The 20,123-nt window shown below is 71.1% G+C and carries 16 protein-coding genes; 8 read left to right on the plus strand and 8 right to left on the minus strand.

What is annotated here, in order from left to right; translation table 11 throughout:
* Positions 1-49: 49 nt before the first annotated feature.
* Positions 50-2,146 (minus strand): AMP-binding protein, encoded by a 2,097-nt coding sequence (locus DFR74_RS07030; RefSeq protein ID WP_067501918.1) that lies wholly within the window; start codon positions 2,144-2,146, stop codon positions 50-52.
* A 354-nt stretch (positions 2,147-2,500) separates the two neighbouring features.
* On the opposite strand from DFR74_RS07030, the gene DFR74_RS07035 reads away from it, so the two are divergent.
* The gene (locus DFR74_RS07035) at positions 2,501-3,148 is read left to right on the plus strand and encodes a TetR/AcrR family transcriptional regulator (RefSeq protein WP_067501915.1); all 648 of its coding nucleotides are present in this window, start codon (positions 2,501-2,503) and stop codon (positions 3,146-3,148) included.
* The gene (locus tag DFR74_RS07040) at positions 3,145-3,735 is read left to right on the plus strand and encodes an Rv1733c family protein (protein ID WP_067501912.1); all 591 of its coding nucleotides are present in this window, start codon (positions 3,145-3,147) and stop codon (positions 3,733-3,735) included. Before DFR74_RS07035 ends, DFR74_RS07040 begins: the two co-directional genes overlap by 4 nt.
* A 21-nt stretch (positions 3,736-3,756) precedes the next feature.
* Here DFR74_RS07040 and DFR74_RS07045 read toward each other — a convergent pair whose 3' ends face one another.
* A complete protein-coding gene (locus DFR74_RS07045) occupies positions 3,757-5,307 on the minus strand; it encodes an acyl-CoA carboxylase subunit beta (protein ID WP_067501909.1) in 1,551 nt (516 codons plus the stop codon).
* 385 nt (positions 5,308-5,692) lie between these two features.
* On the opposite strand from DFR74_RS07045, the gene DFR74_RS07050 reads away from it, so the two are divergent.
* From DFR74_RS07050 to DFR74_RS07060, 4 genes are all read left to right on the plus strand, one after another.
* Entirely contained in the window at positions 5,693-6,688 is a 996-nt protein-coding gene (locus DFR74_RS07050; protein ID WP_067501904.1) for a hypothetical protein, read from the plus strand.
* A gap of 52 nt (positions 6,689-6,740) precedes the next feature.
* Positions 6,741-6,965, plus strand: a complete 225-nt coding sequence (locus DFR74_RS35295) for a hypothetical protein (protein ID WP_147265754.1) — start codon at positions 6,741-6,743, stop codon at positions 6,963-6,965.
* Entirely contained in the window at positions 6,962-8,011 is a 1,050-nt protein-coding gene (locus tag DFR74_RS07055; protein WP_067501899.1) for an alpha/beta hydrolase, read from the plus strand. Before DFR74_RS35295 ends, DFR74_RS07055 begins: the two co-directional genes overlap by 4 nt.
* Positions 8,012-8,213: 202 nt before the next feature.
* Positions 8,214-9,239 (plus strand): MsnO8 family LLM class oxidoreductase, encoded by a 1,026-nt coding sequence (locus tag DFR74_RS07060; protein WP_067501896.1) that lies wholly within the window; start codon positions 8,214-8,216, stop codon positions 9,237-9,239.
* 60 nt (positions 9,240-9,299) lie between these two features.
* Here DFR74_RS07060 and DFR74_RS07065 read toward each other — a convergent pair whose 3' ends face one another.
* The 3 genes from DFR74_RS07065 to DFR74_RS07075 all read right to left on the minus strand — a co-directional run bounded on the left by DFR74_RS07065 (position 9,300) and on the right by DFR74_RS07075 (position 12,545).
* On the minus strand, positions 9,300-10,127 hold the full coding sequence (locus DFR74_RS07065; RefSeq protein WP_067501893.1) for a hotdog family protein: 828 nt from the start codon (positions 10,125-10,127) through the stop codon (positions 9,300-9,302).
* A 31-nt stretch (positions 10,128-10,158) separates the two neighbouring features.
* Positions 10,159-10,776, minus strand: coding sequence for a YdcF family protein (locus DFR74_RS07070; RefSeq protein ID WP_067501890.1), 618 nt, complete (start codon positions 10,774-10,776; stop codon positions 10,159-10,161).
* 548 nt (positions 10,777-11,324) lie between these two features.
* Positions 11,325-12,545, minus strand: a complete 1,221-nt coding sequence (locus DFR74_RS07075; RefSeq protein ID WP_067501887.1) for a PucR family transcriptional regulator — start codon at positions 12,543-12,545, stop codon at positions 11,325-11,327.
* Between the two features lie 743 nt (positions 12,546-13,288).
* Here DFR74_RS07075 and DFR74_RS07080 point away from each other — a divergent pair.
* Entirely contained in the window at positions 13,289-13,765 is a 477-nt protein-coding gene (locus tag DFR74_RS07080) for an HAD-IIIC family phosphatase (protein ID WP_067501884.1), read from the plus strand.
* 74 nt (positions 13,766-13,839) lie between these two features.
* Here the strand turns inward: DFR74_RS07080 and gndA are convergent, their stop codons facing one another.
* Together gndA and DFR74_RS07090 are read right to left on the minus strand one after the other, a co-directional pair.
* A complete protein-coding gene (gndA, locus tag DFR74_RS07085) occupies positions 13,840-15,282 on the minus strand; it encodes an NADP-dependent phosphogluconate dehydrogenase (RefSeq protein WP_067501882.1) in 1,443 nt (480 codons plus the stop codon).
* 299 nt (positions 15,283-15,581) lie between these two features.
* The gene (locus tag DFR74_RS07090) at positions 15,582-16,799 is read right to left on the minus strand and encodes an erythromycin esterase family protein (RefSeq protein WP_067501879.1); all 1,218 of its coding nucleotides are present in this window, start codon (positions 16,797-16,799) and stop codon (positions 15,582-15,584) included.
* A gap of 115 nt (positions 16,800-16,914) precedes the next feature.
* On the opposite strand from DFR74_RS07090, the gene DFR74_RS07095 reads away from it, so the two are divergent.
* Entirely contained in the window at positions 16,915-17,646 is a 732-nt protein-coding gene (locus DFR74_RS07095) for a MerR family transcriptional regulator (RefSeq protein ID WP_067501876.1), read from the plus strand.
* A 698-nt stretch (positions 17,647-18,344) separates the two neighbouring features.
* Here DFR74_RS07095 and DFR74_RS07105 read toward each other — a convergent pair.
* Positions 18,345-19,916 carry a GMC family oxidoreductase gene (locus DFR74_RS07105; protein ID WP_084537248.1) on the minus strand — a complete coding sequence of 524 codons (1,572 nt, stop codon included), beginning with the start codon at positions 19,914-19,916 and terminating at the stop codon, positions 18,345-18,347.
* Positions 19,917-20,123 lie beyond the last annotated feature (207 nt).

The following is a 20,123-nucleotide window of genomic DNA, read 5'->3' on the forward strand; positions in this document are numbered from 1 at the left end:
CACCTTGCCCCGCGCCGTGCTGACGAGTCACAGCGCCAACGGTTTTCGCTCAGGACGGGCCGGGCGCGATGGTGCCGATGATCGGGTGCTGCGTGGCGCCGTCGGTGCCGGTGAGCAGGCGCTTGAGGATCTTGCCCGTCTCACCGCGCGGCAGCGCGTTGAGAAAGGTGACGTCGCGCGGCACCGAGAACCGGCTCAGCCGGTTGCGGATGTAGGTGCGCACCATGTCCGAATCCAGGCCCGCGCCTTCACGTTTCACCACGAACGCGGCCAGCCGCTGCCCGTACTCGCGGTCCGGGACGCCCACCACCGCCACCTCGCGCACCTGCGGCAGGTAGGCCAGCGCCTCCTCCACGGGGCGCGGGAAGACGTTCTCGCCGCCGGAGATGATCATCTCGTCGTCGCGGCCCGCGATGAACAGCCGGCCCGCGGCGTCGAGGTAGCCGAGGTCGCCGGTGTCGAGCATGCCGTCGGCCTCGTCGGGCGGCGAGGCGTTGACGTACCCATCGAAGAGCATGTGGTTGCCCACGAAGATGTGGCCGGTCGCCCCGACCGGCAGCGGGCGGTGGTCGGGCCCGAGGATCGCGACCCTGGTGCCCAGCGGCGGCCGCCCGGCGGTGGTGGGCGCGGCGCGCAGGTCCGCCGGATCGGCGATGCTGCCCCAGCTCACCTCCGTGGACCCGTACACGTTGTAGAGGACGTCGCCGAACGCGTCCAGGAAGTCCAGCACCGTGCTCGCGGCCAGTGGCGCGCCGCAGCTCGCCACGATTCGCAGGCACGAGGTGTCGTAGCGGGCGCGCACGGCGGAGGGCAGTTCGAGGATGCGGTGCACCATGATCGGCACCGCGATGAACGTGCTCACCCGGTGTTCGGCGATGAGCCGCAGGCAGTCCTCGGCGTCGAACTGGTCGGGCAGCACCACGGTCGAACGCAGCGCCGTGCTCAGTTGCAGCGCGGCCAGCCCCCAGGTGTGGAACAGCGGCGCGGGGATGAGCATGGTCTCGTCCATACCCAGCGGGATGCGCGAGAGCAGCGCCGCGATGGTGCTGAACCCCTTGGCGTGCGGGCGCCGCGCGCCCTTCGGCGTGCCGGAGGTGCCCGAGGTGAGGACGATGAGCTTGCCGGGATGGGTGGGTTTGCGGAAGTCGGTGTGACCCATCTCGGCCAGGTCGTCCAGCGTGGGACGGCCCAGGCTCGCGGCGTCGGTGGCGTAGCGGGGGAGGTCGTCGTGCAGGTACTGGATGAGGTGGTCGAATTCGCCGTCCACGAACAGCGCGGCGAGCTTGTCGCGCTGCACGACCTCCTCGATGCGCCGGGCGGGCAGGCCGGTGTTGAGCAGTGCGACGTCGACGCCGAGTTTGCCCGCGGCGACCATGGTTTCGACCATGCCGCGATGGTTGCGCGCGAGCAGGCCCACGGCGTCGCCCGCGCTCAGGCCCAGCATCTCGAGGGCGCCGGCGATGGCGGTGGTGCGCTCGTGCAGTTCGCCGAAGGTGCGCACACCGTTGGCGTCGATGAGGCCCGGCCGGTCGGGGGCGAACGCCGCGGCGGCGGCATAGCCGCCCGCGAGATTGAATCCCCATTCCGAAAGGCGGCGCAGCGCTTTGAATCCCACGTCGGGCCGATGCGCGCGCACGACGCCGGTGGACACGATCTGCCGCACCACCTGCGCCCGCCGGCGCAGGGGCGAGTTCTCGCCGTTGACCACCACTGACGTGGTCGCGCCACGGACCAGGTCGGCGATGCGGCGCAAACCGCGCTCGGCCCAGGCGGTCACGTCGCCGTTGCTCAGCGCCGGGACGGCGGGGTGCACCCGGCCCGGCGCGAAGAACGTGACCGCGATGCGGGTGCGCTCCTCGTCGCCGCGCAGGCGGACGGAGGCGAAACTGCCCAGCGCCGGGCAGATCAGCTCCAGGCTCTCGTACCAGCGCCCCACCCGCACCTGCACGACCTGGGTGCGCACCCCGGATTCGGCGGTGCCGATGCGCAGGCGCAGGACCTGGTGGCCCCCGACGGACTCCATCGGCTCGCACGCGCCGATACCGGGGAAAACTCGGGGGTAAGTCTGCGGCTCGCGGAGCAGGTCCCAGACCGCCTTGCGGGGGATCGGGAATTCCGCGGTCACATCGATGACATCGGTAACCACTGGCTTGCAATTCTCGTCGGCCGGTTCGAACAGCTCGGGTCGGCGGAGAATTCCTTTGTAGCGCCGGATTCGCGAATGGTCAAGAGTCGGTAATACTGGCAGGTGAGAGCCTGTTTTACGGCCTACAGCGGGGTGCTTTCAACTGTGCGTGGGCACAAACTGTGCGGCCTTCTGGAGTTTTGTCGTCGACCATTCGGGTACAGGCATGAACACGTGGTTCCGCACGGGATTTCGGGAGTATTTGTGACTACTCATAATTTCGCCCGGGGCTTTTTGGGGAAGCGGCGAACTCCCGGCTACGCACCCCCTCGGCCGGGTAATGTCTCGCCGGGACAATACTGGTACGCTGAGGGCATGGGCACCGACGACGACGTCGACCTGGACGGCCGCAGGCTGCGCACCCGGCGCAGCCGGGAAGCGCTGTCCCGCGCGGCCTTCGACCTGCTCACCGAGCGCGGCCTGCACGCCGTGGCGGTCGAGGACATCGCCGAACGCGCCGGCGTCACCCGCCGCACCTTCAGCAGGCATTTCCCGTCCATCGAGGCCGCCATCCTCGGCGATATCGACCAGGACGTGCACCAGGTCAACGAGGCGCTGCGCCGCCGTCCCGCACACGAACCGCCGCTGCGCGCCTACCGCAACGCCGTCCACGACTGGCTCACCGCCGAATACGGGGGCGCTCGCGCACCGCTGCTGGCCCGCCGGTGGGCCCTGTTCCAGCGCTTCGACCGCGAACCCGCCCTGCTCGCCGACTACCAGCGCATCCGCGCGGAAGGACTGCGCGAATCGGTGGCCGTGGTCGCCGAACGTCTCGGCGTGGACCCCGCGACCGATCTGCGCCCGGCCACCGTGGTGGCCGCCTGCTCCGGGCTCATCGTCGCCGCCTTGCAGACGTGGGCGGCGGGCGAGGACCCCGACGCGCTGCCCGCCCTGATCGAGGGCTTCTTCGACACCCTGGCCGGACTGGCTGGCGAACCCGAGTACGAGGAGTCGGCACCATGACCACCGCGCGCGCAGGGCTGCTGCGCAGGACGTGCCGCCGCGCCGGGCTGGACCGCAACCCGATGCGCCGCCGGGAGGACCGCGTGCAGTCCTGGACCGCCCTGCTGCTCGTCACGCTGTTCCTGGCACTGATCCCCGTGGTGGCGGGGACACTCGGCACCAGCGTGTATCACACGGAAACGGTGGCGGCGCAGCAGCGTCTGGCGGAGTTGCGCCGGATCGACGCCACGGTGGTGGAGGTGGGCAAGGCGCCGCTGTACGCGCCGATCACCCCCGCGAAGGTGTCGTGGGTGGACGAGCACGGGAACACGCGGGTGGCCGAGCACCGGGCGACCTCCCTGGTGCGGGAGGGCGCGACGGTGAGCGTCTGGCTCGACGACGGCGGCCGGGTGGTGGAGCCGCCCGCCGAGACGCGGCCGCTGAGCCGGGCCGTAGTGCTCTGCGCCGCCGTGGTTTTCGGCGCGTTCGTCATGTTCGCGAGCGTCTACGTGCTGCTGGTGGCCGCCCTGGATCGCCGCCGCTCGCGCCGGTGGGAGGCCGAATGGGCGGCCGTGGGCACGATCTGGGGCGGGCGCGGCGCGGTGTGAGCTCTGCCGGCGGTGTGAGCCCTACACCGGGAACAGGCTGTGCTTGCGCGGGTTGTTCTTCGGCCGGGGATCCTTGCCGCGCAGCAGGCGCAGCGCCTTGCGGATCTCCAACCGGGTGCGCGAGGGCTCGATGACGGCGTCGATGTAGCCGCGCTCGGCCGCTATCCACGGGGTCGCCATGGTGGCGTTGTAGAAGTCGATCATCTGCTGGCGCACCTGCGCGCGCTGCTCGGCGGGGGCGGCCTCGAGCTGCCTGCGGCCGGTGATGCCGACCATGCTCTCCGCGCCCATCACCGCGATCCGCGCGGTCGGCCAGGCCAGGCTGATATCGGCGCCCAGCTGCTTGCAGCCCATCACCGCGTACCCGCCGCCGTACGCCTTGCGGGTCACGACGGTCACGATCGGGACGGTCGCCTCGATGACCGCGCGGAAGAAGCGGCCACCGCGCTTGATGACGCCGTTGCGCTCCTCCTCCAAGCCCGGAAGCACGCCCGGGGTGTCCACCACGAACACCAGCGGCAGGCCGAAGGCGTTGCACAGCCGGATGAAGTGGGTGGCCTTGTCCGAGCACTGCGCGTCCAGCGCGCCGCCGAGCACCTGCGGCTGGTTGGCGACGACGCCGATGCTGCGCCCGTCGACGCGGGCGAACCCGGTGATGAGGTTGCCCGCGGTGGCCGCGCCGATCTCGTGGAAGGCGCCGTCGTCGAAGATGCGCAGCAGGATGTCGCGCATGTCGTAGCCGACCTTGTCGGAGTCGGGGATGATCGAGTCCAGCTCCAGATCGGTCGCGGTCATCTCCGGTTCCAGGCCCGGGTTGACCACCGGCGGCTCCTCCAGGCAGCTCGACGGCAGGTAGCTCAGGTAGTCGCGCACCCAGTCGAACGCCTCGCGCTCGGTCGGGGCCACGTGGTGCACGGTGCCGTTGCTCGCCTGCACTGCGGCTCCGCCCAACTCCTCGGCGGTGACCGACTCGCCTGTGACCGCCTTGATCACCTCGGGGCCGGTGACGAACATGTAGGACTTCTCGGTCGCCACCAGCACGTCCATGTTGACCGGCCCGTAGACCGAGCCCGCGGCGCACTTGCCGAGCATGATCGCGATCTGGGGCACGAAGCCGGACAGGTCCTCCTGGCGGCGGCACATGAGCGCGTACCAGGCCAGCGAGGCCACGGCGTCCTGGATGCGCGCGCCACCGGAGTCGTTGATCGCGATGACGGGGCAGGCGTTCTCGTAGGCGAACTCCATGGCGGCGGCCACCTTGCGGCCGAACATCTCGCCGACCGAGCCGCCGTGCACGGTCTGGTCGTGCGCGATCACCACGACGGGGCGGTTGTCGATGTAGCCGCGCCCGGTGACCACGCCGTCGCCGTACATGGCACCCGGCTGGCCGGGGTGGCGCATGAGCGCGCCCATCTCCACGAAGGTGCCGGGGTCGAGCAGCATGCGGACGCGTTCGCGGGCGCTGGGGATCTCCTTGGCCTTGCGTTTCGCGATGCCGGTCTCACCCGCGGGTTCCTCGGCGAGCTCCAGGATGGCCTGCAGCTCTTCCAGCTTTTCTCGCGTACCGCTCATATGCCTGTCAATGTCCTTCGAACTCGCCGTTGCGCCATGCCGAACGGTGGGTGTCCGTAAGGAGGCGCAGCGCTCGATGGTAACCGTCGCCGAGACCCTCCGCACACCGGTGGCGGCGATCCCATGGGGAGGGTCACAGCGGGTGTCGTCACGCTCTTGGTCGGTTGTCCTATCGGCACGCCGGTCGGCCCGTTACGCGCGCGGGCGAGCGGCCGGACCTGTTCCCGCGAGGACCGTGCGCGACGGGTGGGGTGCGTGCGTTTCGTACCGGTCGTCGTGATCTGCTTGTGATCGTCCCCAACCGAGGGTGATCGGGCTGATGAATATCCAGAAAGCGTTGTCGAGGAAGTTTTTTCGCGCCGGGCGCGACTAAGCTCCGAGAGTCATGGCGGGCACAAAGGCCGGGTCGGGCATCACATCGCTGCACTCGAAACTCGTGGAACATCTGCGAATTCCCGGGCGCGGCGAGCCGCCGGGTGATCTCGCGACGATCACGCGCACCTGTCTGGCCGAGGCGGTGGAAGTGCTCGAGCCGCACGCTCTCGTGACCGCGCAGCCGCCCCGGATCGCGGGCAGCGCCACCCGCTGGGCGCGCGAAGGTGTGGCGTTGGAAAGCGTGCTCGGCGCCTATCACGACAGCCTGCGCTCGGGTCTGGACTTCCTCGCCGAACACGTCGGCCGCGCCGACACCGACGATCTCGTCACCCAGACCCGGCTCATGGTCCGGGCGCTGGAGATGGTCACGGTGGCGGCCTCGGCGGCGTATGTCGAGGAGCACCGGATGGTCGCGCGCGAACACCAGACGGCCGCGCAGACGCTGGTGTCGGCGCTGCTCAGCGGGCACGGCGTCGCCCAGCTCGCCCGGCAGACCGGGATCGTGGTCGCGCCCTGTTACCAGGTGGTGGCGGTGTCGATCCCGGCGCACGCCGAGGAGTTGCGGCCCGGTGGCGCGGCCTCGGCCGGTCGGCGCAAACTGCGCCGGGTGCAGGCGGCGCTGGCCGATCCGCTCGGGTCGCGCGCGCTGTCGCTGCTGTCCACCGAGGGCGGCACGGTGCTGGTGCCGCTGGATTCGTCGACCGCGCTGACGCCGCTGGCCGTGACCGCCGAGGTGCTGGACCTGCTCAGCGAGGCGGCCGAGGTGCCGCTCACCGCCACTTTCGCGGCCGGCGCGACCGCGCGGGTGCCGGAGTTGGCGGGGCGCGCGCACGAGGCGCTGGGGCGGCTGCGCGCGGCGGGCCGGCCGCCCGGTTTGTATCCCCTGGCGGATTCGGGTGATTCGATCGGCGGTGCCGGGGAACCACCGGGTTGTGACGAAATCCAGCCGGCGGGTGAGCCGATAGTCATCTCTGCCAACAAAACTCGAATCGCCCGATCGGCCTGATCACGCCGCCATATCGTCGGGCATGGCCCGCACCACGCCTGAGGAGTAACGAGTGATCATCGCGTCGACCGATGCGGACCGGGCGCGCGCCCGGGAAACCGCTATCCGTTGGCTGCCCGATGAATGGTCGCCGAACGTAATATTTTGGCTCCCGCGACAATTCGATCCGGAGAATTTTGTGCCCGCGGCGCGGTTCACCGGGGTGGGCGTACGCCGTGACGTGAATTCCACTCCGGGAACACGGAATATCTCGACCGCCGGGGTGCGATCGGTATGAAGGCGAAGACGACCACGGCGGCCGCGATGCTCACCCTCGCGACCGCCGCGCTGCTGGCTCCCATGCGGGGCGACGCCGTCGCCACCCCGCCGCTGCCGATCGCCGCGCCCGCCGCGACACCGCCCGCCGTGGACCCGAAGATGACCAGGGTCGGGCTCTACGCCGTGGAGAAGGTCGGGCCGCGCCACGACCGCCTCCACATCACCTCGGCGGCGATGGGCCGCGTGGTGCCGGTCGACGTGCTGCGGGGCGCGGGGGAGGACCCGCGCCCGACGCTGTACCTGCTCGACGGGGTGGACGGCGAGCCGGTCTCGGGCTGGCTGACCAAGGGCGGCGCGGCGGAGTTCTTCGCCGACAAACCCGTCGACGTGGTGCTCACCAGCGGCGGCACCGGCAGCATGTACAGCGACTGGGAGCGCCACGACGCGGCGCTCGGACTCAACCGCTGGGAGACCTTCCTCACCGAGGAGCTGCCACCGGTGGTGGAGTCGGTGCTGCGGTCGAACGGGCACCGCGCCGTAGCGGGCGTCTCCATGGGCGCCCAGGCGGCGGTCATGCTCGCGCAGCGTCACCCCGGGTTCTATCGCGCGGTCGCCGGTATGAGCGGGTGCTACTCGACGGCCGACCCGCTCGGGCGGGCCGTCACCACCATCACGGTCGCCTCGCGGGGTGGGAATCCGGAGAACCTCTGGGGCCCACCGTCTTCGGAGCAGTGGCGCGAACACGACAGCGTGCTGCACGCCGAGCGGCTGCGCGGCACCGCCGTCTACCTCTCGGCCGCCACCGGCGCCCCGACCGACGCCGACCTGATCGCCATCGCCGAGTCCCCCTCGGTCGCCGACGCGCTGGGCCTCGCAGGGGGAGGACTCGCGCTGGAGGCGGGGGCGTTGCGCTGCACGGAGCGTTTCGCCGCGCGCCTCGCGGAGCTGGGCATCCCGGCGGTGGTGGAGTATCCGCCGCTGGGGATGCACACGTGGCCGGATTTCGAGGCGCAGCTGCCCAAGGCGTGGGCGGTGCTGGAGGAGGCGCTGGACGCGACGGGCTGAGGTGGGCGGTGCGGAGTTCGGACTGTCGGCCTCCCGGTGCCCAGAGTGCTTGCGGCGGGCCGTCGTTCGCGGTGGTGGACCGGTGCGCTGGGGTGTCCGGGGCAGCGCGGTGACATCTGGGCGATGACGGTGTCGGTTCCGGTGGATTGGATGCGCGGCGATGACTCCGGAATGCACGCCGGGCGGGAGCGTTGAGAGGGGTATGGGTTCAGCGCTGCGGGATGTCCGGTTCTCCGTCCTCGATCGGTCGCGGGTCCGGCGTGGGCAGTCGCACCCGGAGGCGCTGCGGGAGACCGTGGAGTTCGCGCGGCTGGCCGAGGCGTGGGGGTACCACCGGTTCTGGGTGTCGGAGCACCACAGTGTGCCCGGGGTGGCGGGGTCCGCGCCGACGGTGCTGGCGGCTGCCGTCGCGGCGGCGACCTCGCGCATCCGGGTGGGCACGGGCGGGGTGATGCTGCCCAACCATCAACCACTCGTGGTGGCCGAGCAGTTCGGCACGCTGGAATCGCTGTCGCCGGGGCGGATCGATATGGGGCTCGGCCGGTCGGTCGGGTTCACCGATGGCGTGCGCCGCGCGCTCGGGCGCGACCGGTCGGACGCCGAGGATTTCGACGCCGCGCTGGCCGAACTCCTCGCCTATCTCCGCGATGGTGTCGGCGGCGTCCACGCCTGGCCCGCCGAGGGACTGCGCATTCCCGCCTACCTGCTCGCCACGGGATCGGGCGCCGCCCGCGCCGCGAGATTCGGGCTGCCGCTGGTGATCGCCGCCGTCGCGGGCACGGACCGGATGGTGCGGGCCATCGACACCTACCGCGCCGAGTTCCGCGAAACCGAGTGGGGCGCACGGCCGTACGTCATCGTGTCCGGCACGGTCCTCATCGCCGACAGCGTGGGCGAGGCCCGTCGCCTGCTCCTGCCCGAGGCGTGGTCGAGCGCGTACTCCCGCACGCGCGGGGAGTTCCCGGTCCTCGACGACCCCGCGGGCATCGAGCGCCTCGCCATGACACCCCGCGAACGCACCTTGTTCGAGGAGGCCCTGCGCGACCAGATCCACGGCACCGAGGACGAGGTCGCCGAATCCCTGGAACTCCTGCTCACCCGCACGGCGGCCGACGAAATCCTGGTCCACACTTCCACTTTCGACCGCGCCGCCCGCCTCGACTCACACCGCCGCCTCGCCCGCCTGGTCGGACTGCCGGTGCGGGAACCGCAACCGTCGGCCGCTTGACGACGCGGGATTCGGCTGGGGGGACACGCATCCGAATACGACGGTTGGTCCGAGTCCCGCCTACCGCACCCGCACCTCTGCCGAGAGATGGCCCGCCAGACGCCGATCCCCGGTGCGCAGGTCGAGGCCGACGGTGGCGGTGCGCTTGCGGGCGTCGAGGGCGGTGACCCGGCCGCTGATAGTCACCGGGGTGCGTTCACGAGAGCGGTGCGGGCGGTGCAGGTTCGGGGCGCGCTGGGCGCGCAGGCGCAGGAGCGCGGCGGGATCGCCGAGCCAGTCGGTGAGGTAGCCGAACACGAGGGCGTGGTCGGTGGCCGAGAGCGAGCCGGGTTCGGCGAGGTCTGTGACGATATCGAGGCCGCCGGGGATGCACACCCGCGTCGGCAGTTCGGCCCCTACGCGCAGTTGCTCGAACCGGAAGTCGGTGCGCGGCGCGCGTTCCGGCGCGCTCGGTGTGGGGCGGCGGCGGGGGCTCGACGGCCCGTCCGGCGCGGCGGAGCACCCCGCACCCACCCGGGTGAGCAGGGTGGTCGAATCCGCGTACCGGACCACGCCCGCCGCGTCGGTGAGCGTGCCGCGCAGGCACAGCACCTCGTAATCCGAGAAGTACCGCAGGGATTCGACATGCACGGCGCACGTCACCCGCTCACCGGCGGTCAGCGGTCCGCCGAGGTCGACCACCTGATCGGCGTGCAGCACGCGCGGCGGCGCGCTCGCGGCGATCCGTTCCGCGAGCGCATCGCGCCGGGCGCGTTCGAGAGACGACGCGGCGAGGACGGCGGCCGCGGCGCGCCCGGACATCCCGAGCTCGCGCACCGCTCGCGCGCAGTCGTCGAGTTCGCCGGGTTCCACCGTCCAGCTCGGTGGCGCGCACACGGTTTCGCTCATACCTACTCCAGGATCGGTGGGGGACAGTGGGTCAGCGCGGCGGCCCGAACGGCGCGGCGATCATCGGAGTCTGGTCGGGTGTCACCGTCGCGACCACCGGAACACCCGCGCCGAGGAAGTCGCGCACGGCGCGGTCCACGTGGTCGGTGGAGGTGATCACCACCGCGTCGCGCGCGCCGATCTCGCGGATGATGCGCGCCGAATGCGCCGCGTTCTGGACCGTGGACGCGGCGTGGTCCTCCACGATCACCCGCTGCGGCGCGATCCCGTGCGCGATCAACCAGTCCGCCATGGCGCGCGCCTCGGTGACGCCGTTGCGCGGATTCCCGCCGGTGACGATCACCGGCGAACCGGGCGCCAGCAGCGCCTGCGCGAAACCGGCGTGCAGGCGGGCGATGAGCTCGGGCCGCATCCCGCCGTCGGGCAGCAGGCCGTGGCCCAGCACCACGATCGCGGTGTCGGGTCCCCGGAAGCCGAGCGAGGGCAGCGCGGCCGGCTGCGGAATCGCCAGCGGCCCCGCCGATCCGGTGTGCACCTCGGCGAAGGCGAGGGGAGCGGTGAGCAGCGCGGCCGCCACGGTGGCGGCGCCGAGCAGGGCGCGGGCGGCTCGGCGGCCGGAACTGGCGGGTGAGAGCGCGAATTCGAGCATGGCTCCTCCATCGACTGGCCATCGAGTCGCCTTCGACGGCGGGAAACGACCGCTCCATGATCACGCAGCCCCGCGCGGGCGACCTGGAAATCGCTGGATATCAGGACAATTCACGGTGCGGCCGGCCGGTAGCTGTGCATGTGCACGTGCGGGTGGGCGGGCGCGCGAACTTCGGGGCCCGGCCTTGGCGCGGGCGACAATCGAATCCCGCTGTGGGGGCGACAAAGCCGTGAGCGAGATTGTTCGTGAGCTCTCCAGTGCCCCACCGAATCCGGGCATTTCGGCGCCGGTGCGCTCCTACCGTGGAAACCGTACGACAGCCGAGAACTCCGGAGCGTGGTCGGCGACGACCTCGCGCCGCGGAGGAACGGAGGTGGTGGAGCAACCCGAACATCCTGACCGGATCGCGCGTGCCCCGCGCGCGACGAGGCGCCCACCGAGCGGCCCCGAACGCACTTCCGCTCGGTGGGCATTCGTCGATCCGGCACCGGAAACGACACCGCCGGACGCCCTTTCGGAGCGCCCGGCGGCGAGGTGTGCGAACCCGGTCAGGATGTGCGATACGAGCGGGCGACCAGCGCCGAGCGCAGGTACCACAGCCCCGACGGCTGCGACGGATCGAACCCGGTGAGCTGCCCGATCCGCTTGAGGCGGTAGTCCACGGTGTTGGTATGCACGTGCAGCACCCGCGCGGTGCGCTGCCGGTTCAAGTTGTTGGCGATGTGGCGCTGCAAGGTCTCCAGCAGTTCCGGGTGCTCGTCGAGCGGGTCCAGTAGCGATCCGAGGTATTCGCGGCCCGGCCCGGGACGGGTGAGCTGGTATTCGAGCGCGAGTTCGTCGAACCGGTACAGCCCGGCCACCGCCTCCAGCCGCTGCACCATGTCCAGCAGCTCGTGGGCCTGGTCGGCCGCGTCGGGGATCTGCTTGGGCGTGGCCTCGACCATGGTCGCGGTGATGCCGACCTGCGCGGCGCGCGAGAGGTCGGTGATCAGACCGTCGAGGGCGACCTGCTCCAGCAGGGTGGACGGGATGAGGATCGTGCCGCCGTCCACGCTGAGCAGCGAGAGCGCGCCGTTGCCGCAGCGGGTGGCCAGCTCGGCCTGCACCCGGCGCAGCTTGCGGCGCGCGACGACCTGGCCGTCGACCGCCGGATTGCGTTCGTCGCGGTGCGGCGGGATGGCGACGGCGATCACCGCGTACGAGTCGGCGATCGCGATGCCGCACTCGCGCGCCATCGTGGACGTGCTGTGCCCGCCGAGCAGCGCGGAGGTGAGTGTGTGCACGGCAGTGTGGTGTTCGCTGACCACCGCGCGCAGTTCGCGCACGTAGGCGACGGAGATGGCGGAGGTGATCTGGTCGAGCATCTCCAGCACCATCTTCGCGCCGTCCACCAGGTTGGTGTAGTCCTTGATGGTCGCACTGGACACCACCAGATCGAACCCGATCTTGAACCCCTCGTGGATGGAGTGGTGGATGGTGTCGATGGGCACGCCCTCGCGCGCCCAGCCCGCCGCGGCGTCCTGGAGGCGCTGCAACTTGGCCGGGATGTCGCGGCCGTCGAGCATGCTGACGGCGAACTCGAGGCAGACGCGGGTGATCGTGGTGACGTCGCCGCTGATGGCGTCGCCGGGCAGGGTGCCGCAGGGGATCACGTTCTCCACGAAGTGACCGACCATCTGCCGGGATAGCGCGCGGACATCCTGCAACGGTGACGACATGGGCCGGCCCGAAACGGTCAGGCTGGGCCGTGCTCCACTGTCGACGGTCATTGGCGACTCCTTCCGCCGGAGGATTTTGCTGTGCGGCGCATTCACACTAACCGCCGCGCGGGCCCGCCGGAACGATTCGGCGGGTTCTGTGAGATCGCGGGGGAGCGGCGCGGAAAGGCTTGTGACCGCTCACAGACCGGGCGATCCGCTACCGGTCGGTTGATCAGGATTTATCGAAATGTGAAGTGCGCGCGGTGCACGATTCTCGGCGGTGTGGCGGCTCTTCGGTGATGCTTCCGGACGGCTCGACGGGTGTACCCGGTGACGGGTGGTAATGGTGGCGACTCGAGCCTCGGTGATCTGCTGACCACGGGATACGCTCGCGCAGTGGGGTTTCGGCGCGGCTCGGAGAAAGCGTGCGGAATTCTCTCGAATTTCCTTCGGCGGGTGCCCGAATGGCGATTTTCCCGGAGTGGTGCGCAGGGGTCCGTCCGATTCCAGGGGTCGACGATCGGCCTTTTCGGAATATGTCCGCGCCCGCGCGATAATTCGCTTCCGGATCGAATCTCCTTGCGGTGGAGGGGCGATCGCGGGATCGCGGCTCGGGGGTGCCCGCCGTTTGCCGCGGGGGCGACCGGGTGGCGAGCCGCCGTTGTGCCGGTAGTATCACCCGGGCCGGATCTCGCACCCTGGAACGTGGGGCTTGTCCGGTGCGCGCCGTGTCCGGGATGGTTGTGCGGTACCCATCCACCGCGCGGCACGGCAGGGAAGGCAGCGGTGACGAAGCGATAGGGGCTCCGGCGATGAGACCGTCTCTGAGATGTCTTGTCTGGGAACTGGACAACACCCTGTGGGACGGTGTCGTCTGCGACGCGACCAGCGGCCCGCCCCGCCCGGCCGCCCTGCGCACCCTGCGCATGCTCAGCGAGCGCGGCATATTGCACGCCGTCGCCAGCCGCAGCGACCGCGACCTGACCCTCGAGCGCCTCTACCGCCACGGGGTCTACGAGATGTTCTCCGCCCTCGAGATCGGCTGGGGCCGCAAGTCGGCGGGCATCGTCCGCATCGCCCGCACCCTCGGCCTGAGTCTGGACAGCATCGCGTTCGTCGACGCCGAACCCGTCGAACGCGCCGAGGTGGCCCGCGCCCTCCCTCAGGTCCGCTGCTACGCGGCGCGCAATATCGACGTCCTCACCGCCCTGCCCGACTTCCGCCGCGTCGTCGGGACCGGGCCCACACCCACGCCGCCGCTGGGCTTCCTGCGCGTCCCCGCGCTGTAGGCGGGGACGCCGCGCGCGAGGCGGCGGTGCGCGACGGCTCCGCGAGAGTCGTTCTCGCGGAGCCGATTCCCGCTTCAGCCCGCGGCGACTTCGCTGCGGTCACCGCTCCACAGCGTGTGGAACTTGCCCTCGGCGTCGACGCGCTCGTAGGTGTGCGCGCCGAAGAAGTCGCGCTGCCCCTGGGTGAGCGCGGCGGGCAGGCGCTCGGCGCGCAGGGCGTCGTAGTACGACAGCGAGGACGCGAACGCCGGGACCGGGATGCCGAGCAGCGTCGCCGTGGACACCACCCGCCGCCAGCTGTCGATCGCCGTCTCGATGGCCTCGCGGAAGTACGGGGCGAGGATCAGGCTGGGCAGGGCGGGGTCCTGCTCGTAGGCCTCCTTGATCCGGTTCAGGAAGCGAGCGCGGATGATGCAGCCGCCACGCCAGATCGTCGCCAGGTCACCGGGCTTCAGATCCCAGCCGTATTCGGCGCTGCCCGCGGCGATCTGGTCGAAACCCTGCGCGTACGCGACGACCTTCGACGCGTAGAGCGCCTGCCGGATGTCCTCGGTGAACTGCTCGACGTCGGTCGGCTTCTCGGCAAGTTTGCCCGACGCCAAGCCCACCGCGGCCTTGCGCTGCGCGCGCGAGCCCGACAGCGCCCGCGCGAACACCGCCTCGGCGATGCCGGTCACCGGCACACCCAGATCCAGCGCCGACTTCACAGTCCAGCGGCCGGTGCCCTTCTGCTCGGCCGCGTCGACGATCACGTCCACCAGGGGCTTGCCGGTCTTGGCGTCCACCTGCGCGAGCACCTCGGCGGTGATCTCCACCAGGTAGCTCTCCAGATCGCCGGAGTTCCACCGGGTGAACACCTCGCCGATCCGCGCGGCGTCGAACCCGAGCGCGTCGCGGAACAGGTGATAGGCCTCGCCGATGAGCTGCATATCGGCGTACTCGATGCCGTTGTGCACCATCTTGACGAAGTGGCCGGACCCGTCGGGACCGATGTGGGTGCAGCACGGGGTGCCGTCCACCTGCGCCGCGATCGACTCCAGCAGCGGGCCCAGCGATGCGTAGGACTCCTTCGGCCCGCCCGGCATGATGGCCGGACCGTTCAGCGCGCCCTCCTCGCCGCCGGAGATGCCCGCGCCGACGAAGTTGAGGCCGCGCTCGCGCAGGGCGGCCTCGCGGCGGATGGTGTCGGTGTAGAGGGCGTTGCCGCCGTCGATGATGATGTCGCCGGGCTCCATCTCGGCGGCCAGCTCCTCGATGACGGCGTCGGTCGCGTCGCCCGCCTTCACCATGATCAACACCCGGCGCGGCTTCTCCAGCGCCGCGACGAACTCGGCCACGGTCTCGGTGCGCACGAAGTCACCGTCGCCGCCGTGCTCGGCGAGCAGCGCGTCGGTCTTGGCCACGGAACGGTTGTGCAGCGCGACGGTGTAGCCGTGCTTGGCGAAGTTGCGGGCGATATTGCTGCCCATCACGGCCAGCCCGGTCACACCGATCTGCGCACGCGCGGTGGAGGTCATTGCTCAACTCTCTTCGTTCGGTCCGGTAGATACGACTTGTGGTCCCGCGGCCGCCCGCCGTCTCCGGGCGACACGACCTGTCAGCCAAGCTACTGGGTGGCGGGTGGGCCCCGGCGCACCCGTCCACCTCCACGCCGCCGAACCCGGTCGAACCCGAGGTCCCGTTCGCGGCGAGACCGGTGTCGAAGTCCCGGGTGCCACACCGCAATCGCCTCGATCCCGCGCGTCGATCAGGCCGCGCCGGTGGCGATTTGCCCGGGGTGTTGCTCGGGAAGAGCTTGTGGCACCGCGGAATCGGCCTACCAGTACTGATGCCGGGTTCCATCGGTATCGGCGACGAAGAGAACGGCGTCGGCGCCTACGAGATCGGCCGGGGTGAGCGGGATGTGGCCGGGGAGGATGGGGGCGCCCGCGGTGACCGAGGCGGGGAGGAGGTCGCCGAGTTCGGCGGTGGGGAAGAGGGTGCGGCGGGTGGTGGATTCGGCCAGGAAGTGCTGGAGGGTGCCGGGCGCGCTGTCCGGGTTCGCGTCGCTGGCGATGACCAGATAGCGCTCGCCGAGCGCGAGGGCGACGAGTGCGCCCGTGCCGCACCACTGCGCGGTCTCGTCGCCGGCCCGCATCGTGGGCTTCGAGCGCTGGAGGTGCACGTTGTGGGCGAAGACCAGGGTCGGTCCGCGATCGCGCTCGGCGGCGCGGATCGACAGGAGATTGTCGGCCATCATCTCGGCGCGCACGCTGAGCAGGTTCGCCATGCGATCGGGCGCGGGTGTCGCCATGGCCGCGTGATAGCGGAGCAGGCCGAGCGCGGTCCGGGCGTCGATCGCGGCCTGGTCGTAGGCGGCCGGATCGTCGGCGTGCAGGGAGGGGGCGGTCCGGCGCAGGGCGCTCGCCAGATCGTCGGCGACCACCCGCAACGCGCGGGCGCGGTCGGAGTCGCCGACGGACGCGGCCGCGTCGTACATAGCGGCCTCGTTCGACCAGTCGCCGTCGTCACCGAGCAGATCCTCGAGATCGCGGGCGGAGGCGGGTCGCACCGCGACGGGCAGGTAGTCCCGGACCGCGCACAGCCATCGCCGCGGACTCGGCGCGGACGCATACTCGAGGGATGGCTCGAAGCCGTAGAAGCGGACCCGGTCCCGTGGTGGCCGGCCCGCGTTGTGCGCGCGCATCCACTCGACCAGTTCTCGGTTGCCGGGCACGTGGCCGAACCGATGGCTGAACCCGGTCTCGAGTACTTCGTCCAGGTCCCCGGCCGCCCCGGCGACGTAAGCGTCGACCACGGGGGCCGCGAAGAAGTCCGTCTCCAGCGCGATCGAGCGGAACCCGCGTTCGACCAGGTGCGCCAGAATCTCGTTGCGCAGCAACGGGAACGCCTCGATCCCGTGCGTCGGCTCGCCGAGCCCCAGCAGGGCGGGCGGTTCGCCCCGCAACGCGAGCAGCTCATCGAGCGCGCGGCCGATCCTCGCGGCGTCCTCGAGCGGGCGGCCGATCCCGGACAGTGCGGCGACAGTGGACATATGAGTACCCCTTCCGTAATCCGTCCCCTTCGACGCTATCGTTGAAGAATCGAATGAAACTTTGCCGCAAAGCACCTGGTAATAGGCCCGAAAAGCCTCAATCGGAGGTGTCACCCTGCGCCCCATCGACCTGGCCCGCGAACACGGATTGTCGGCCCAGGCGATCCGCAACTACGACGACGCGGGCATCCTGCCGCCCACCGAACGCAGCCAGACCGGCTACCGGCGCTACACACCACTGCACGCCCAGGCGCTGCGCGCGTTCCTCGCGCTGCGCACCGGCCACGGACACCAGCACGCCGCCGAGATCCTGCGCGCGACCAATCGCGGTGATCTCGAATCCGTCTACCGGCTCCTCGACGCCGCCCACGTCGCGCTGCGCACCGAGCGCCGCACCCGCGCCGAAGTCGCGACGGCCCTGAGCACCCTCACCACCTCGCCGCCCACCCCGATTCCCGGCAGGCCCTTGACCACCGGCGAACTCGCGCGCCGCCTCGGCCTGCACCCCGCCACCCTGCGCACCTGGGAGACGCACGGCATCCTGCACCCCGACCGCGACCGCTCGACCGGCTACCGGCACTACGGACCCGCCTGCGTCCGCGACGCCGAGATCGCCCGCCAACTCCGCCAGGGCGGCTACCTGCTACCCCAGGTCGCGCGGTTCCTCGACACGTTGCGCGAGGCGGGCGGCGCGGACGCCCTGACCACCTTCCTCGACTCCTGGCAGGCCCGGCTGACCACCCGCGGCCGCACCCTCCTCGCGGGCGCCGCGCAACTCGACGCCTACCTCGCGATGCTCGAACAGGCGGCCCCGGTGACAACCACGAACACGCTCTCGCGATGGTGATGTGCCAGTCCTTCGCCCGGCTCGCGCTCACCATCGCCCTGATGCACACCGTCCTCGCGGTCCGCCGCGGCCGCGCCGACGCGAAACGCGGGTGGCGCGAATTGATCGGCGCCGCACCGGTTTCCCGGATCGCGCCGCTGGCGGCCACGCTCACCCTCGGCGTGCCGGCCACCGCGGTGACAGGCACGGGGTTCCCGGACTCGGCGCGATCGCCGGGAGTTCGCCCCGACGGCGCGGGTGGCGAACGGCATCGGCGTCGCCCTGCCGCTGGGCGCGTATCCGGTGCGCGGGATGGGCGACGCGTCCGGGTCCGCGAATCTCGATGTGCCCCGGTTGGTTCCGCCCTGGCCGAGTTGGCTGTCGCCGATCGGCTGGGGACAGCGGACCTTCGCGTTCTCCGAGATCAGGTGGTGGCCGTTGCTCTCGGTGCAGGGTCCGGTCGTGGCTTCGGGGCCGCCGCGATCCCGGTGCACGAGCGCCGCGAGATCGGTGCGAGCCTGGTCCCGGTGCGGGTCGGTCGCGTGAGAGCGCCCGCGTGGCTTCGCACGCCCCTTGCGGTCGCCGGGCGTTCGCAGGCCCCCGCGCTGCGGGCCTGGGCCGTGGGCGGCGCGGTGATCCGGGGGAGTGCTCGGTTCGCTGCCGGCGGCGCTGGCATTCGCCGCCGGCGCCGCCCGCATCCGGTGCGATCGCGGGTACGCCTATCCGCCGAGCAGGAACTTCGCCGCCTGCTCGCCGACGAACACGCTCGGCGCGTGGGTGTGCCCGCGCACCAGCAGCGGCATCACCGACGCGTCCGCGACGCGCAACCCCTGCACCCCGCGCACCTCCAGCTTCGGCGTGACCACGCTGGCCGGGTCGGTGCCCATGCGGCAGGTGCCCACCGGGTGGTAGAGGGTGTGGGAGAACCCGTTGATCGCGAGGTCGATGACGTCCTCGAGCTCCTGCGGCGCGTTCGGCGGGTAGACGAGCTTGCCGTGCACGGCCTTCAGCGCGGGCGCCTCGGCGATGCGCGCGCAGGTACGCAGGCCCGCGATCAGCGCGGCGCGGTCGATGCCCTCCGGGTCGGAGAGGTAGCGCGGATCGATGACCGGCTTCGCCGTGGGATCCGACGACGCCAGCGCGATCCGCCCCCGGCTGTAGGGCCGCAGCAGCACGGTGGCGAGGATGTTGCCGTGCCCGGCCGGATCGATCAGGCCCTCGTTGTAGAACGGGGCGGGCGCGTAGACCAGCTCGAGGTCGGGGTGCTCGAGCTCGGGCCGCGACCGCACGAACCCGTACGCCTCACCGATGTTCGAGGTGAGCATGCCGCGCCCGCGCAGCAGGTAGTCCAGCAGCTGGATCGGCTTCTTGTCCGCGCCGAACAGCGAATCCGGGCAGTCGTACCCGATCCCGGCCACCAGGTGGTCCTGGAGGTTGGCGCCGACCTCGGGGGCGTGCGCCACCACGTCGATGCCCAGCGCCCGCAGCTCCTCGGAATCGCCGATGCCCGAGAGCATCAGCAGCTGCGGGCTGTTGATCGCGCCGCCGCTCAGCACCACCTCGCGGCTCGCGGTCACCGTGCGGGTCACCTGGCCCTGCCGGTACTCGACGCCCACCGCACGAGTGCCGTCGAACAGCACGCGTGTCACCTGGGCTCGATCCAGCACGGTGAGATTCGGCCGCTTCAGCGCCGGGCGCAGGTATGCGTCCGAGGTGCTCCAGCGCCGTCCGTTGCGCTGGGTGACCATCGTCTGCGAAAACCCTTCGGGCTGCGGACGGTTCGGCGGCTCCACCACGAAACCCGACTCCCGCACGGCCTCCAGGAACGCCGCCGTGGACGGGCGCGGGCTGCGCTGATGCGAGATGTGCAGCGGACCGGTGGTGCCCTCGTCGGGGTACTGCGCGTCCTCGACGTGCTCGATGCGCCGGAACTGCTCGACCGCCGCGCCGAACCCCCACTCGTCGCCGGCCAGCAGCGCCCACTCGTCGTAGTCGGCGCGGAAGCCGCGCACCCACATCATGGCGTTCATCGACGACGAGCCGCCGTAGGTCTTGCCGCGCGGCCAGTAGATCTGCCGGTCGCCCAGGTGCGGCTGCGGTTCGGTGAGGTAGTCCCAGTCGAGTTCGGTGCGGAACAGCTTCGCGAACGCGGCGGGGATATGGGTGAACTTGTCCTTGTCCGGCGGGCCCGCCTCGAGTACCACGACGCGGGTGCCCGGATCGGCGCTGAGCCGATTGGCGACCACCGCACCCGCCGATCCCGTTCCGACCACGATGTAATCAGCCGCGATCTGCTCTGCTGCCACTGTCCACTCCGATCTGTGCTGGATAGGGCAAAGATACGAGCGACGACCCGCCGACGGTCCCGTTTCGCGCAGACCGCCCCGCCACCTTGCGGGGGCGGGGCGGTCCGTTCGGGGGAGTCGCGTGTCCTCCGCGTGCCGTTGCCCGGACGGCACGCGCGCCGGCGATCCACCCCTGCCGGCCCACGTGCTGCG

The organism is Nocardia puris (assembly GCF_003315035.1).
GTDB classification, from domain to species: domain Bacteria; phylum Actinomycetota; class Actinomycetes; order Mycobacteriales; family Mycobacteriaceae; genus Nocardia; species Nocardia puris.

Bases quoted from the DNA above. Each gene is read 5' to 3' on its own strand.
- DFR74_RS07065 (WP_067501893.1), bottom strand. From the start codon at position 10,127: ATGAGCGAAACCGTGTGCGCGCCACCGAGCTGGACGGTGGAACCCGGC.
- DFR74_RS07045 (WP_067501909.1), bottom strand. From the start codon at position 5,307: ATGAGCGGTACGCGAGAAAAGCTGGAAGAGCTGCAGGCCATCCTGGAG.
- DFR74_RS07040 (WP_067501912.1), top strand. From the start codon at position 3,145: ATGACCACCGCGCGCGCAGGGCTGCTGCGCAGGACGTGCCGCCGCGCC.
- DFR74_RS07055 (WP_067501899.1), top strand. From the start codon at position 6,962: ATGAAGGCGAAGACGACCACGGCGGCCGCGATGCTCACCCTCGCGACC.
- DFR74_RS07050 (WP_067501904.1), top strand. From the start codon at position 5,693: ATGGCGGGCACAAAGGCCGGGTCGGGCATCACATCGCTGCACTCGAAA.
- DFR74_RS07035 (WP_067501915.1), top strand. From the start codon at position 2,501: ATGGGCACCGACGACGACGTCGACCTGGACGGCCGCAGGCTGCGCACC.
- DFR74_RS07075 (WP_067501887.1), bottom strand. From the start codon at position 12,545: ATGACCGTCGACAGTGGAGCACGGCCCAGCCTGACCGTTTCGGGCCGG.
- DFR74_RS07090 (WP_067501879.1), bottom strand. From the start codon at position 16,799: ATGTCCACTGTCGCCGCACTGTCCGGGATCGGCCGCCCGCTCGAGGAC.
- gndA (WP_067501882.1), bottom strand. From the start codon at position 15,282: ATGACCTCCACCGCGCGTGCGCAGATCGGTGTGACCGGGCTGGCCGTG.
- DFR74_RS07070 (WP_067501890.1), bottom strand. From the start codon at position 10,776: ATGCTCGAATTCGCGCTCTCACCCGCCAGTTCCGGCCGCCGAGCCGCC.
- DFR74_RS07080 (WP_067501884.1), top strand. From the start codon at position 13,289: ATGAGACCGTCTCTGAGATGTCTTGTCTGGGAACTGGACAACACCCTG.
- DFR74_RS07060 (WP_067501896.1), top strand. From the start codon at position 8,214: ATGGGTTCAGCGCTGCGGGATGTCCGGTTCTCCGTCCTCGATCGGTCG.